The organism is Psychrobacter sp. T6-6 (assembly GCF_052258185.1).
GTDB lineage: Bacteria > Pseudomonadota > Gammaproteobacteria > Pseudomonadales > Moraxellaceae > Psychrobacter.
The window spans coordinates 131,369-145,754 of the sequence record NZ_JBQQEX010000003.1; the positions used below are offsets into that span (position 1 = coordinate 131,369).

Below are 14,386 nucleotides of genomic sequence, written 5' to 3' on the forward strand. Positions count from 1 at the left end.
TATCTTCATGATTGACGACTGATAGCAGTCAACTAAATAGTAGTCAGACAAAAGCTAACGTTATGTAAACGGTCATTCGATGTCTACAATTTGATGTCTACAACTCGATAACTATTGTTAGATGCATACAGACAGTCGACACCTGATGTATGAGCCGTTTAGCCATGATAAATTCGCTTAGATAATTTTAGCAGAAACAATTGGTAGTGTACGACTGTAAACGTGACTAGCGATAGCAAGTGATTACTATGAGACAGCCAAAGCTCCTACAGCTGGTTGCAAGACAACCTGCACTTCTCATACATAGGTGTGACAAAATATTACACACAGTTAGATTGGAATTGCCATAATAATGACGAAAGTAAATAAGTACTTATGAAAGATTAATGGACAATCTTTATAAAAAGCACGATTTATAACATTTTTGAATTTAAGAGGAAATATTATGCGTAATACATTAATGATTGCAGCAGTAGCATCAGGTCTAGCATTGAGCGGTTGTACTACTGATCCAAACACTGGACAGCAACGTTTGAACAAAGCCGCTTTAGGTGGTTTGGTCGGTGCAGCAGGCGGCGCAACTATCTCAAAAGCAACTGGTGGCGACAAAACTGGTCGTGATGCAGCAATTGGCGCAGCATTAGGTGCAGGCGTTGGTTACTACATGGAGCGTCAAGCTCGTCAGCTTGAACAGCAAATGGCTGGTACAGGCGTAACGGTTGAGCAAAATCCAACAACTGGTAACATTGATCTTGTAATGCCAGGTAGCATCACTTTCTCGTTTGATGATGCAACACTTAGCTCTTCATTCAAGCCAACACTAGACAAGCTTGCTTCAACGATGAACCAGTACAATCAAAACACGATCACCATCGCTGGTCATACTGATAGCAAAGGTACTGCCTCTTATAACATGGGTCTATCACGTGACCGTGCTTACTCAGTTGCTAACTACTTGACCGCTCGCGGTGTTGCGTCTAACCGTATCAATGTTGTTGCTTATGGCGAGTCACGCCCAGTTGCAGATAACAATACTGATTATGGTCGTCAGCAAAACCGCCGTGTTGAACTAACGGTTAATGCACCGCAAAGCGTAAACTAATCAGTAATTTGATTTAGTTATCGCATACACATTCTCAAATGTGTTTTCAAAAAGAGCCAGCAATATGCTGGCTCTTTTTTTGTGTTGTATTTGGTAGGAAAAAGTTAAAGATGGGAATGCAGGTTGGTCATTACAGCACAGCGATGTAAGGCGAAACTTTTATGACATCATAAATATCAACCACAGATTAATTATTATTAATATAAAATTAATCATTGATAATGATTATCAATAACACTATAATTTATCAATATTTTTATCGCTATAAGGTCGTGTGCATCATTGTGTGGGATAAACGATAAAAGTGTACGACCATACCAGCTTGCTATATATGGCTTGCTTATCGATGTAAGAATGCTACCTAACCAAACAAACTTTTTGCTATATTTTTGAGGATATGTATGACGATTACCACAGTAACAAACCGTAAGATTCTACCAACTACGTTAGCTGTTGCCCTTGCAGGATTGTTAATGGTGTCGGGCTGTACCAAAAAAACCGATGAAGATACGGCTACTGCTGAAGCGCAGACAGAGGTTGTTAGTGCAGAAGCGGGCGATAGTACTGAGATGTCAGCTGCCGAAAAAGCACATATTGACAGACTGGCTATCAGCTATGCCAATATGGCTCACGCCGCTTACAAAGACTCGTTGGATACCGCCAAAGTACTACAGACAGCGGTAGATACATACGTTGCGACGCCAACACAAGCTAACCTTGATGCGGCAAAAGCTGCCTACAAAGCAGCGCGCCAGCCGTATTCACAAACCGAGATTTTCCGTTTTGATGAAGGGTTTGTGACAGCAAATGACAAGCGCGCGATCAACAGCATAGATAGCTGGGAAGGTCAGATCAATGCTTGGCCATTAGATGAGGCGCTAATTGACTATGTCAGTGATGATTATGAGGGCGAGTACAACAGCCAAGAAAACATCATCAACAGTGACAGCGTGACAGTCGGTAGTATTAATCAAGACACCAGTACGATCACGCCTGAGCTACTTGCAGAAATGAACGAGATCGGTGGTAGCGAAGCCAACGTAACGACTGGTTATCATGCGATTGAGTTTATGCTATGGGGTCAGGATACCAATGGGGTAAAAGAAGGCGCGGGCAATCGCCCAGTGACAGATTACGTCACGGAAGCTGGTCAATGTACTAGTGGTGATGCGGTCAATGAAGATGCTAACATTTGTGAGCGCCGCGGTGAATTCTTAAAAGCTGCGACCCAGTTATTGGTTGATGACCTGACAGCGATGGAAGCCCAGTGGCAACCTGAAACAGATAATACTTTACGTAGTGATTTGCTAGCGCGCAAATACGATAATGGTCTACGTCAGATTATGTACCAAATGGGCAGCTTAGCGTTAGGCGAGTTGGCTTCTGAGCGTATGCAGGTCGCTTTTGTCACAGGATCTACTGAAGATGAGCACGAATGCTTTAGTGATTTGACGCATTTGAGCTATGCCAATAATGCACGCGGTATCCAAAATGTCTTTAATGGTAGCTATCAGACTGTCACTGGAAAGACTGTCGGCGGCTACGGCATCAAAGAGTATCTCATTGATAATGGGCATGTAGAAGAAGCCGAAAAACTGGCCGCTGAATTCAGTAAAGTTGAAGGTGCGTTCAACGTTATCGCTAACAAAGGCGAGAAAGAAGGGATTAAGATTGACCAAATGATTGCCACTGTTGGTCAAGCCAGTCAAGAAGGTATCTCTGCTGAAGAGCAAAATATTCGTCGCGGTTGGGTTGAGGCTGGTATCAACAGCTTGCAAGAATTGACTGCTGGTATCGAAAATGCGGCAAAAGCAGTCGGTATCGATAACTTAGATGCGGATGCAGGATCGCAGTTTTAATTTCAGTTTTAGCGATTAAGGTCTTTTATTCTATTGATGGTATCCATATCATAGTGGTAAGTGAGTAAACCTACTGCTATAAAAATGCAGATTGGATTTTATACGTACGTTGTCGATCACAGTCGGCAACGTATTTTTGTAAGAACTAAGTTTGTAATCACTAAGTTTGTAATCACTAAGTTTGTAATCACTAAGTTTGTAATCACTAAGTTTGTAATCACTAAGCCTGTAAATATCAAGTTTGTAAGTACTAAAATAGACCAGATACATCGGTCTTCTGAATCCGTATATGGATACCTATCATATTATAGGTATCGATTACAGTGGTTCTACTCTAAAACCAAGGCACACAATTTTTATGAAAGCCATTGATATCCCATCTTTTCGTTTGTCTTCTATATTCATGCGCAGTTTGCCGCTCATCATAATGAGTACGGTCGCACTAAGTGCGTGTCAACCAACCGATAGTACGCCAAGTAATACTTCGGAGAGTCAAAGGGCGACCGCTACTAGTGATAGCTCCCAACCAATAACCTCTGAGCGTGCTCAAAATATTGAGGCACTTGCTGGCATGCCCATGCAACAGCTTGTCAGCTTTGATCCACAAGAGATTAAACAGGGCGGTGACACCGGGATCAGCATCACGAGTGCTGAGAGCTATTCAAAGCCGTCATCAAACTTGGCGGCTTCACGCAAAGGCATGTTTTTTATTGGTAATGCGTTCTTTCGTCAGCCTTGGGTTGTAGCTCCTGCTAGTACAGATAGCCGTGATGGACTGGGTGCGCTGTTTAACGTTGCGGCTTGTCAGTCTTGCCACATCAAAGATGGACGTGGTCATGCACCGATGGATGCCGATGATGATGCGGACAGCTTGCTGGTACGTCTGTCTATGCCAGCGACGACCGATGAGCAGCGTAAGCAGTTGCAGGACTCGCTCATTGAAAAAGTCGTTCACCCGATGTATGGTGGGCAACTGCAAGATCGAGGTATTCAGGGCGTCCCTGCTGAAGCGAGAATAGCAGTACAGTGGACTGATAAACCAGTCACTTTTGCTGACGGACATATTGAGACGCTGCGCGCACCCACATTTAACTTGACCACCCCTGGATACGGTGCTCTTGATGAGGCGATGATGGTATCGCCGCGAGTGGCACCGCCGATGATTGGACTTGGATTGCTAGAACAAATCCCTGACGATGATATTAAAAAACAAGCCAAGAACAATAGTGATATCAGTGGTAAGTTCAATTGGGTTATGGATCCACAAACCGGTAAGCGTGCGCTTGGACGTTTTGGGTGGAAAGCAGGTCAAACGAGGCTGCTGACCCAGAACCAAAGTGCGTTTAATGAAGACATGGGTTTGACGTCAAATATCCGTCCACATGAGTCTTGCATGCCCACGCAGACTGCCTGCCTAAATGCGACTACTGGCGCTGATGAGCAAGGGAATGGCAAGCCTCCTGTCGAAGTGAACGATGACGTGGCAAAATTCGTAGAGTTTTATACCCGTAATTTGGCGGTGCCACATCGCCGTGACGCGGATAGTGAGTTGGTGCTGGCTGGCAAAAAGCATTTCTATGACATGGGGTGTCAAAGCTGTCATACCCCAAGATATCAGTTGCCAAAAACCGACGATGATCGTCTTGAGCAACACGGTCAAGTGATTTACCCTTACACAGATTTGCTGCTACATGATATGGGTGATGAGCTTGCTGATCGTACAGTTTCCGGTAAGCTACCATCAAAAGATGCTCAAGTTGAATTTTTAGCCAACTCTTATGAGTGGCGCACACCGCCCTTATGGGGTGTCGGGCTTGCTCAAACGGTTGATCCGCAAGCGACGTTCTTGCATGATGGTCGCGCGCGCACGCTGATGGAAGCCGTACTATGGCATGGCGGAGAAGCCAAAAAGCAGCAACAAAAGGTATTGAAACTAGACAAGCAAGGTCGTACAGAGCTCAATGCATTCTTAAGGTCACTATAGCGTGATTTTACTGCGTACTATCGTGCGCCACCTGTTTTGAGCAGTCATGCAACAACGATATAAATTACTACCTATAAAATTACCGAGAACCCTATGAAAATGAACCACGCTTTGGCAATGGCACTATCTGCATTAAGTGCTGGACTGCTAATCAGCTGTGTCAAACCTGCCGACGAAAATAAAACTGCAGAAGTGGACAGCCAAGAAGTAGTGCAAGAGAATAGCGCTGCTAATGGCTCAGCAGAAAGCAGTAATGAAGCTGCTGAGCAGATCGTTGCTGTAAACATCAGTCCTGAGACCCAAAAGACATATTTGACACATGTGGCAGAGGATATCGTGATTCCAGCGTATGCCGATGCAGCACAACAAAGCGATCTGCTCAATGAATTGGCGCAGAAATATTGTCAACAATCACCAGTAAGCGGTGATGAGTTGCAAGCATTGCGCGAGCAGTGGCTGGTACTAGCACAAGCATGGTCAAGTGCTGAAATGGTCAACTTTGGTCCCGCTACTGCCAGTATGAGTAACTTATATATCAATTACTATCCCGACGAGCGCGGTCTGGTGCATAGCGGTGTCGCCGACCTAATCGCTGCTAATCCAAAACTAACGCCAGAGCAGCTCGCCGGTGAGAGTGCGATTGTGCAGGGTGTACCAGGATTAGAAGAAGCGCTGTTTGCCAATGAGAGCTTGGATGCTGGTCAATGTGCTTATGTAATCAGTGCCAGTAGTGCTCTGAGCACACGTCTAAAAGCCATCGAGGACAACTGGCAGCAGAACGCGACTAACTTATTGGCAATAGATAAGACAGGGGAGAGCGACCAAGGTTTAAACCAATGGTTTAACTCTTTACTGTCATTGATTGAAACGATGAAGTCCAATGCGATCGATCAGCCACTGGGTCTGACGGGCAAAGCAAAAGGTCACCTGCCAGCTGCTACCGCGGGTCAAAGCCGCGCTATTATCAATGCAAAACTAGATGCGATTAATAAAGCCATGACTGACCCCGTATTGACAGCGATTCTTGGTAGTAATGATGAAAATACAGTTGCTGATAACCTATCGACTGCGCTTGCCGAAGCGACGACACTACTAGCACAGATGCCAGAAGATATATCAGCCGCAGATAAAGATGACCAGCAGGCGCTCTATGATCATCTGACCACCATCACTCGCCTAATCAAACGCGAGTTAATCCCAGCACTCGGTATCCGTGTGGGATTCAATAGCACTGATGGCGATTAGACAATGTCTACTATTAATAGGAACACAATAGCGTTAATGCCCAAAGCGCGCGATCAAGCATATAAGTCAGGAGCAAGATCAGCAAGCCATGAGCTACTGACGACGTCCGTGCTGTCTATAATTGGCACGACAGCACTTGTTGGGCTACACCATCGTTACCGCAAGCAGCAGAACCCCAATGCTAGCCTGCAAGATTATATGACAGGTCTCCGCACGCAGTTACGGGTATCGCAATCGGCTGATGAGACAACACCAATGCTCACGCGCTTGCGCTATGCTTGTCAGCAAGGGGCGGCGACATGGCGGCAGGCTTATCATCATACTATAGATAATGCTGATCAGTATGATGCCTCCAGTTTTACTGATATGCATACGACGACGTTGCTAGCACGACCAGTTAGCTGGGTTAGCGGTGTTGCATCCATGCCAAAAAACCACACATCACTGAACCAAAACGAGCATGATTTTGGTGTGGTGGGTATCGATGCTGATAGGCAAATGGTGTGGCAGACCACTATGCCTGAACGTGTTCATGACATCGTCGTTCAACCTGTATCCGTCAATGTACCTGAAGAGCAAGCTCAGCATAGCAGTGACCACCAAGGTCGGCACGTTATTGTAATGGGTCGTCGCCCTAGCGAAAAATTCTGGGTGCTGAGTACAGCAAATGGACAGGTCCAGCATGCAATCAAAGCTGATATAAATCGCCATTTTTATGGTCATGCCTGTTATAGCCTAGATGGCAGTTTGCTCTATGTGACTGAAAATGACACTGTCAGCCTAGCGGGTAAAATCGGTATCTACGATGCCAATAATGCTTATAACAAAGTAGTAGAGTTTGACTCGCATGGTATCGGCCCGCACGAGCTGATTATGCATCCAGATGGTGATACATTAGTGATCGCAAATGGTGGTATCAAGACCGAGCAAGCCTCACGTGAAGAGTTAAATCTAGATAGCATGCGACCCTCGCTAACTTATCTAAACCGTCATGACGGGTCATTAATTGAGCAAGTGACTCCTGAACATAACCAGATGAGCGTGCGTCATTTAGCGATGCACAAGGATGGCTCAGTGATGATCGGTATTCAGTTCCAAGGTGAAAAGCACATCAATGTACCATTGGTATTGACCCACAAGCGCGGTGATAGCCATTTCACACCATTGACTATGCCAAACAATCAATGGCAACGTTTTCATCAATATATTGCGAGCGTAGCCGTCGATAGCGATCGCAATTTGCTTTGTGTGACCACACCAATTGGTGGCTGTGCAGCGATTTATGATTTACATACTCGAGAGTTGATTGATGATGTAAACCTACCAGACTGTGCAGGGGCATCAATGCTAGCTGACTCCAATATACCAACTCACAGAGCCAGTGATCCTATGGATTCAGGATTTATCGTCAGTGACGGTCAAGGACAATTAACGGCATTGAGAGTCACGCCTGTGCCAGAAACAAAGTCAGAGACGAAAGTTACTGAGCACCGTGAGCGTATTATAAAGGACAGTAAATTGCACATGATGTCCTTTGACAACCATTTGCAAGCGTTGTAGATTTTGTAAATGTTATAAGCGCATCAGTAGTCAGGAGCAATGATTCACACGGTTATGTCCATACCTTTCACATTCATAACTTTTGCGTCCGTGACTTCAGCGATGCAGCTTATAGCTGCTATGACCATATAAAAAGGAGACAGTGCATCAGCTCAGATATCAGTTTAGATACTGTGAGACAGCAGCTCGCACAGGCAGGTATCGAGCTGTGCATCAGTAAAAAACGTGTCAAAAATATCAACTTTCGCTTAAAGCCTTATTTATTGATGGTTTCTGTACCACTGCGTATCACTGCCTCGCAAACACTGTATGCTGTAGCCAGACGAGTGTCTTGGGCGATTGCTCATCACCCGCAAGTACTGGCGCAATACCATCGTAAACCCAGCGCTCCGGTAGATTCCTCAGATGCTGATCAGCCCATCTATCTATGGGGCAAAGTACAAGCATTGACGTTGAGCCATGATGAAACAATGGCTTACTATCGACAGCAGCTCTCCAATATCATGCCTTCGCTATTTGAGAAGTGGCAGCCTATCGTCGGCGCTTATGCCAATGAGGTACGATTAAAGAAAATGCACACGCGCTGGGGTAGCTGTAATACTCGCGCCCGCCGCATCTGGCTCTCGGTCTATCTTCCTGCTTATCCTATCGAATGCACCGAGTATGTTATCGTTCATGAGCTCTGTCATTTACATCATGCCAATCATAGTCGCGCGTTTTGGCAAACCGTTGAGGCGGCAATGCCGGATTATCAGCAGTGGCACAATCTGCTGGCAGGCAAGACGGGTCAGTTGGATTGAGTTCAACAGCCTGCGATTTTAGCTATCTAAATCAGTGCCTTCATAGCAGTTTTTGCCTACGCATCTTTCTTTTGTATCAAAGATAGATAACTCGGACTGAGTTTTACTGGCATGATTGACATAAGGACACGCCTTCATAAGCCTGATATGATAAGACATAACGGTACAAAACGTGTCGTTTAAATAGAACTATACAGGGATGTCACATGGAAAATGTCAATCAGGCAGAATTTTGGCAGCAGCGCTATGAAAAAAATAGCATCGGCTGGGATATGGGACAGGTATCGCCACCACTCAAAGCTTATATTGACCAGCTACCTGACAACGCCAAAAATCAAGCAGTGTTGGTAGCAGGTGCAGGTAATGCCTATGAAGTAGGCTATCTATATGAGCAAGGATTTACCAATGTCACGTTGGTTGATTTTGTGCCAGCACCGATTGAAGCGTTTGCAGCGCGTTATCCTGATTTTCCCTCTGAGCATTTGATCTGCGCAGACTTTTTTAGTTTGTCAGAGCAGCAGTATCAATTTGATTGGATATTGGAGCAGACGTTTTTTTGTGCGATCAATCCCGCGCGCCGTGATGAGTACGTGCAGCAGATGGCGAGACTACTAAAGCCTCAAGGCAAACTGGTGGGTTTGTTATTTAATACAGACTTTGGACGAGAAGAGCCACCATTTGGTGGTACTAAGGAAGAGTACCAGCAGCGTTTTCAAATCCATTTTGGTATCGAGACCATGGCGCCTAGCTACAATTCATATCCTGCACGGCAGGGTAGCGAGCTGTTTATAAAGCTGCGAGCAAAATAATCTCACGTTCGATATTGTCCCGAGCTTGTGCTTCTAGTCGCTCGTAATAGTAGTCAGTCAAATACAGTCTTGGATGCGCTAGTAATCCTTGTAATATCGCAGTGCGACCATGACGATAATCCACGTCTGTCACATGAACATACTCTTGACGTACTGCTTGTGTATATTGCTGATATGTAGACCAAGGCGCACCTAAAACACTCAAATCCATGTCTAATAGATAGGCGGCATCGTTACGGTTATCTTCGTCTATCAGTGCATCTATCTGATGATCAGCAGTCATTATAATAAGTGCGTAGATATCTTGGCATCGCGTCGAATTCAGGTATGGGCTCAACGCCTCTACCGCATATTCAGCACTTTTTTGCTCATTGTCTGAACGTGTTGGGTCATACACGATGTCATGATAATACAGTGCCAGCGCTATCGTATTTGGCTTAGATAGAGAGGGTTTGATGTTTTTAAGCTGCATCATTAATTGCTCGATATGATCAAACGTATGATAAGCGCGCTGTGGCTCAGTATAGCGTACTGCGATATCTTGCCACAGCAACTCTATCTGCTGTGGCAAGATATCGTTACTCATAGACGATAAGTGCTGTGCAAAGCATTTGCCAAGATTATCATGTCTATATAAAAAGTCAGTCATCTATCACTTTTCACTGTTGCTATGCTAAATATGGTGCAACTAGTCTTCGTCGTTAGCCACGGCATCTTTAAATGCTTTGTTAAAGACGTCCCCAAGTAAGCTCACATCATCGACACGCGCATAGTTCAAACGGGTAACAAAAGCAATACGGCGGTGTGGTCCGTCTTCAGCCAATGGTACTGCAACCGCGTTTTGATTTTGCAGGTGCAGCTGATCCAATGCCATTTCAGGCACTAGCGTCGTGCCCATATTGGCAAGCGCCATTTGAATTAGCGTGTTTAAACTGGCATCCGAAAAGCTCGATTTCATTTGCGAGCGGTCGAAATGACAGACCGATAGTGTCTGATCGGTCAAACAGTGCCCTTCACCAAGTAGCATAAGGTTGGCAGTGGCCAGCTCATCAGCGTTAATGGTTTCGAGTTTGGCATGTACGTCATCTTTTGGGAATACAGCAAAGAAGTCTTCACTCCAGAACTCAAAACTGTGCAGACCATCGACCGCATAAGGTAGTGCAATAATAGCGGTATCAATATGACCATAACGGACTTGTTCAAGCAGGCGCTCAGTCTGTTGCTCAACGATCGTCATACGAAACTCTGGATATTGAGCACGTAGCGCAGGCAATACCTTTGGTAGCAAATAAGGCGCAATCGTTGGGATGATACCGACCGTCATAGGATAGGCAAGTGGCGTCTGGTGACTTTGCGCACGCGTGGTCAAGTCACTCACTTCAGAAAACACGCGTTGTGCGCGCGTAAGGATATCTTGCCCGATAGGCGTGATCAGCACTTGTTTGTTGTTACGCTCAAAAATCTGAGTATCCAGCTGTTTTTCTAATTCTGCAATACCTAAGCTCAGCGCAGACTGTGAAATATTGCAGTCTTCAGCAGCACGTTTGAAGTGGCGATGTTTGGCTACAGCCAAAGCAAACTCAAGTTGTCGTAAAGTAATCATAAAACCTCTCTTTTAGTGGGTTTTTCATGCAGTTTATTATGTGTCGTCAACCTTTATGGGGTGGCAAATTACCAATTTTGAACCAATGATAAGCTCTAGAGATAATAGTTTAACAAGTTTAATAAAACAAAACATCACATTAAAAACTTTTAACTAGATTAACCATAGAATTCGCGTATAGTTTGTCGGGTAGCCCAGAAAGATAAAGGGTTAGTCGAAAAACCATACAAATAACTTTTAATTTAATTAATTATAGAGGAGCCAACCATGGCGTCTATCATCAATCAAGAAATCCCAGAATTTTCAGCAGATGCATATGTAAACGGTGAGTTCAAAACTGTTACTTCAGAAGACGTAAAAGGCAACTGGGCAATTTTCTTATTCTACCCAGCTGATTTCACGTTTGTTTGCCCAACTGAACTTGAAGACATGGCAGGTCATTACGAAGAGCTAAAAGGTCTTGGTGTTGAAGTATATTCAGTATCAACTGACACGCATTTCACGCACAAAGCATGGCATGATTCTTCAGATGCTATCGGCAAAGTACAATACCCAATGATCGGCGATCCTACTGGTAAGATCACTCGCGGCTTTAACGTTATGATTGAAGAAGCTGGTCTTGCTGAACGTGGTACGTTCTTAGTAGATCCTGATGGTTTGATTCAAGTTGCTGAAATCCATGCAGGTGGTATCGGCCGTAGTGCAAAAGATATGCTACGCAAAGTAAAAGCAGCACAGTACGTTCGTGAAAACGACGGTGAAGTATGCCCAGCAGCTTGGGAACAAGGTGGCGATACATTGAAGCCAAGTCTTGACCTAGTTGGTAAAATCTAAGTAGTTATTTCATCACTTAGATAACAGTAGCACTGAATCTTACGCTGTTAGTTTGAATCAGTGCTATATATAAAGACCCCATTAGCGTATGTTGATGGGGTCTTTTTTTATATGAGTTAAAGCTTAATTTATTGATGACATTTCCACTAGTCTACAGAATCTGTATAGATTGACAGTAAACATACTACTAAATAGGAGAGTCTTCTTTATTCTTATCGATAATCTTATAAATCTCATCTTTAAGATGTAGTTTATGGCGCTTCATTTTTTCTATTTCTTCTTCGCGGCTAGCATGCTTTACTAGGTCTTTTTCGAGGTAGTTGATTTTTTGATCAAGCTGAGTATGCTCCTCAAAAATACTCGCAAAATGACTGTCTTTGAGTTTGAGCTCGGCGATGATCTCTCTGTTGTCGTGGAGCGTGTCTGTTTTTCTCATGTGTTCATCCTTGTCATTAAACGCAACCTTGCTACACATAGTCGCGAATTGTTTTAAAAAACGGCTTAACTTAAGAACTATTCTCGATTGTAGCGAAAAAAACATACAGACACCATGACTATTATCTACCAGTGTATTTATATTTAATACAATAAAACTATTTATGATTGGTTTTATAAAACTTGATATTTGAGTTTCTCAGCTTGCTGAATTTGCTCAAACGCATGATAATAGGGACATTCAAGGGCAATAACTCGATAGATACAACATTTTATATAAAACTATTAATTTTAGAATCTTATATTTAGACGTGCAGCATGACCGTTGCCGTTACATATTCAGTCATAATGAGGAACAAACATGATAGACCAAAATTTATTAGATGCCGTTAAGAGCTATAGTGAAAATATGACACGTCCGATTACCTTTGTATTGGGTAATGGTGAGCACAGTAAGCGCGCAGAACTGATCGATTTTTTGACTAAAATTGCTGGTACCACTGACAAAATCAACTTCAGTGCAGAATCAACTGATGACAGCTTGCCAAGCGCAATCAGCTTCAAGGTAGTTAGTCATGTAGATGGTGCGTCAGAAGATACTGGTATTGTATTTAGCGGTATTCCAGGCGGTCATGAGTTTACCTCACTGATCCTTGCAATATTGCAAGCGGGTGGTCATACGCTAAAACTGGACGAAGGTATTCAAAAGCTGGTTAAGCGCTTCAACAAGCCATTACAGTTCCAGACCTATGTGTCGTTGTCATGCCATAGCTGTCCAGAAGTCGTTCAGGCATTGAACCAGTTTGCGCTATTGAATGACGGTATCAGCAATGAGATGATCGATGGTGCACTGTTTCAAGAACAAGTAGACGCAAACAAGATCCAAGGCGTACCAGCAGTATTCTTGAACGGTAAGCCATTTGCTAATGGTCTAATAGATACTGCAAAACTAATCGGTAAGTTACAAGAGCAGTTCCCTGACTTGTTGTCAGAAGTAGAAGATGCTGAGCAACTAGAGCAGCAAGACGTCACTATCATCGGTGCGGGTCCTGCAGGTGTAGCGGCTGCCATTTATACTGCTCGTAAAGGTCTAAAAGTGACGATGGTTGCTGATCGTATCGGTGGTCAGGTCAAAGACACGCAAGATATCGAAAACCTAATCTCTGTACCCTTGACCAATGGTACCGACCTGTCTGGTAATTTCGTCAAACACTTGGCCGAGTACAATATCACGCTAAAAGAGCATGTCAGCGTAAAAGACATCGGCGAGACCGAAGAAGAGAACTATAGTATCAATCTAAACACTGGTGAGACCTTTGAGACGCGTAGTATTATCTTGGCAACAGGTGCCCAGTGGCGCAAACTTGGCGTACCAGGTGAGGAAGAAAACATCGGTAAAGGCGTGGCGTTCTGTGCTCATTGTGATGGCCCATTCTTCAAGGGTAAGGACATCTCAGTCATTGGTGGTGGTAACTCAGGCGTTGAAGCAGCACTAGATTTGGCAGGTATCGTCAAACACGTGACTGTACTGGAATTCGCTGATGAATTAAAAGCTGACCAAGTATTGATTAACAAAGCTAAAGAAAAAGCCAATATTGAATTCATCACAGGTGCCGCGACTCAAGAAATCAAAGCAACTGATGGCAAAGTATCCTCTATCGTGTACCAAGACCGCAGTACAGGTGAGACTCACGAGCGTGACTTGTCAGGGGTGTTTGTACAGATTGGTCTAGTACCAAATACTGGGTTCATCAAAGGTTTTGTTGATTTAAACCGTTTTGGCGAGATTGAAATTGATGAGCGCTGCCATACAGATCGTAAAGGTATCTTTGCTTGTGGTGACGTCACGACCGTACCGTTCAAGCAGATCAATATCGCGATGGGCGAAGGTAGTAAAGCTGCGTTGTCAGCGTTTGAATACTTAGTCATGCAATAAGCGGGTTATGCAGTAAGCGGGTCATGTAGTAGATCATTAAATTGTCAATTAAAAATAAAAAGCCACCTTGTTTGAGGTGGCTTTTTTTATGACGTTGTATAAACCGTTCTCTACAAAGGAGAGTTTAATAAATAGAAAATAGCCGTTTAAATGAGCTAATAAAGTAGTCATTCCTAGAAAATATCAACATTTACGTTACAAATTTGTCATTCGCATTAC

At 44.0% G+C, this 14,386-nt stretch carries 12 protein-coding genes; 9 read left to right on the plus strand and 3 right to left on the minus strand.

The genetic code is table 11. The features are described from left to right. The first annotated feature begins 445 nt into the window (after positions 1–445). The 7 genes from ACTXGL_RS06435 (at position 446) to ACTXGL_RS06465 (ending at position 9,359) form a co-directional block, all read left to right on the plus strand. Positions 446–1,102, plus strand: coding sequence for an OmpA family protein (locus ACTXGL_RS06435; RefSeq protein WP_319050898.1), 657 nt, complete (start codon positions 446–448; stop codon positions 1,100–1,102). 401 nt (positions 1,103–1,503) lie between these two features. Beyond that, positions 1,504–2,961 (plus strand): imelysin family protein, encoded by a 1,458-nt coding sequence (locus ACTXGL_RS06440; RefSeq protein WP_443525660.1) that lies wholly within the window; start codon positions 1,504–1,506, stop codon positions 2,959–2,961. Positions 2,962–3,319: 358 nt separating this feature from the next. Continuing rightward, the gene (locus ACTXGL_RS06445; RefSeq protein WP_443525662.1) at positions 3,320–4,945 is read left to right on the plus strand and encodes a di-heme oxidoreductase family protein; all 1,626 of its coding nucleotides are present in this window, start codon (positions 3,320–3,322) and stop codon (positions 4,943–4,945) included. Between the two features lie 93 nt (positions 4,946–5,038). Further along, the gene (locus ACTXGL_RS06450; RefSeq protein WP_443525663.1) at positions 5,039–6,190 is read left to right on the plus strand and encodes an imelysin family protein; all 1,152 of its coding nucleotides are present in this window, start codon (positions 5,039–5,041) and stop codon (positions 6,188–6,190) included. 3 nt (positions 6,191–6,193) lie between these two features. Beyond that, positions 6,194–7,750 (plus strand): DUF1513 domain-containing protein, encoded by a 1,557-nt coding sequence (locus ACTXGL_RS06455; protein ID WP_443525664.1) that lies wholly within the window; start codon positions 6,194–6,196, stop codon positions 7,748–7,750. A 173-nt stretch (positions 7,751–7,923) separates the two neighbouring features. After that, positions 7,924–8,550 carry a M48 family metallopeptidase gene (locus ACTXGL_RS06460; protein WP_443525666.1) on the plus strand — a complete coding sequence of 209 codons (627 nt, stop codon included), beginning with the start codon at positions 7,924–7,926 and terminating at the stop codon, positions 8,548–8,550. Between the two features lie 206 nt (positions 8,551–8,756). Further along, the gene (locus tag ACTXGL_RS06465; RefSeq protein ID WP_443525668.1) at positions 8,757–9,359 is read left to right on the plus strand and encodes a methyltransferase domain-containing protein; all 603 of its coding nucleotides are present in this window, start codon (positions 8,757–8,759) and stop codon (positions 9,357–9,359) included. Here the strand turns inward: ACTXGL_RS06465 and ACTXGL_RS06470 are convergent. Then, positions 9,337–10,008, minus strand: a complete 672-nt coding sequence (locus tag ACTXGL_RS06470) for an HD domain-containing protein (RefSeq protein WP_443525669.1) — start codon at positions 10,006–10,008, stop codon at positions 9,337–9,339. The two genes, ACTXGL_RS06465 and ACTXGL_RS06470, sit on opposite strands and share 23 nt — an antisense overlap. 39 nt (positions 10,009–10,047) lie before the next feature. Then, positions 10,048–10,962: a hydrogen peroxide-inducible genes activator gene (locus ACTXGL_RS06475; protein ID WP_443525670.1), complete on the minus strand. Its 915-nt coding sequence runs from the start codon at positions 10,960–10,962 to the stop codon at positions 10,048–10,050. Between the two features lie 267 nt (positions 10,963–11,229). Here ACTXGL_RS06475 and ahpC point away from each other — a divergent pair, with 267 nt between their 5' ends. Continuing rightward, positions 11,230–11,796 (plus strand): alkyl hydroperoxide reductase subunit C, encoded by a 567-nt coding sequence (ahpC, locus tag ACTXGL_RS06480; protein WP_319050890.1) that lies wholly within the window; start codon positions 11,230–11,232, stop codon positions 11,794–11,796. A gap of 187 nt (positions 11,797–11,983) precedes the next feature. Here the strand turns inward: ahpC and ACTXGL_RS06485 are convergent, their stop codons facing one another. Beyond that, positions 11,984–12,232 carry a YdcH family protein gene (locus tag ACTXGL_RS06485; protein WP_443525672.1) on the minus strand — a complete coding sequence of 83 codons (249 nt, stop codon included), beginning with the start codon at positions 12,230–12,232 and terminating at the stop codon, positions 11,984–11,986. A 360-nt stretch (positions 12,233–12,592) separates the two neighbouring features. Between ACTXGL_RS06485 and ahpF the strand changes: the two genes are divergently transcribed. Beyond that, positions 12,593–14,167, plus strand: a complete 1,575-nt coding sequence (ahpF, locus tag ACTXGL_RS06490; protein ID WP_443525674.1) for an alkyl hydroperoxide reductase subunit F — start codon at positions 12,593–12,595, stop codon at positions 14,165–14,167. The last annotated feature ends 219 nt before the right edge of the window (positions 14,168–14,386 follow it).

Coding starts and splice junctions, on each gene's coding strand:
- ACTXGL_RS06435 (WP_319050898.1), top strand. CDS start 446: ATGCGTAATACATTAATGATTGCAGCAGTAGCATCAGGTCTAGCATTG.
- ACTXGL_RS06440 (WP_443525660.1), top strand. CDS start 1,504: ATGACGATTACCACAGTAACAAACCGTAAGATTCTACCAACTACGTTA.
- ACTXGL_RS06445 (WP_443525662.1), top strand. CDS start 3,320: ATGAAAGCCATTGATATCCCATCTTTTCGTTTGTCTTCTATATTCATG.
- ACTXGL_RS06450 (WP_443525663.1), top strand. CDS start 5,039: ATGAAAATGAACCACGCTTTGGCAATGGCACTATCTGCATTAAGTGCT.
- ACTXGL_RS06455 (WP_443525664.1), top strand. CDS start 6,194: ATGTCTACTATTAATAGGAACACAATAGCGTTAATGCCCAAAGCGCGC.
- ACTXGL_RS06465 (WP_443525668.1), top strand. CDS start 8,757: ATGGAAAATGTCAATCAGGCAGAATTTTGGCAGCAGCGCTATGAAAAA.
- ACTXGL_RS06470 (WP_443525669.1), bottom strand. CDS start 10,008: ATGACTGACTTTTTATATAGACATGATAATCTTGGCAAATGCTTTGCA.
- ACTXGL_RS06475 (WP_443525670.1), bottom strand. CDS start 10,962: ATGATTACTTTACGACAACTTGAGTTTGCTTTGGCTGTAGCCAAACAT.
- ahpC (WP_319050890.1), top strand. CDS start 11,230: ATGGCGTCTATCATCAATCAAGAAATCCCAGAATTTTCAGCAGATGCA.
- ACTXGL_RS06485 (WP_443525672.1), bottom strand. CDS start 12,232: ATGAGAAAAACAGACACGCTCCACGACAACAGAGAGATCATCGCCGAG.
- ahpF (WP_443525674.1), top strand. CDS start 12,593: ATGATAGACCAAAATTTATTAGATGCCGTTAAGAGCTATAGTGAAAAT.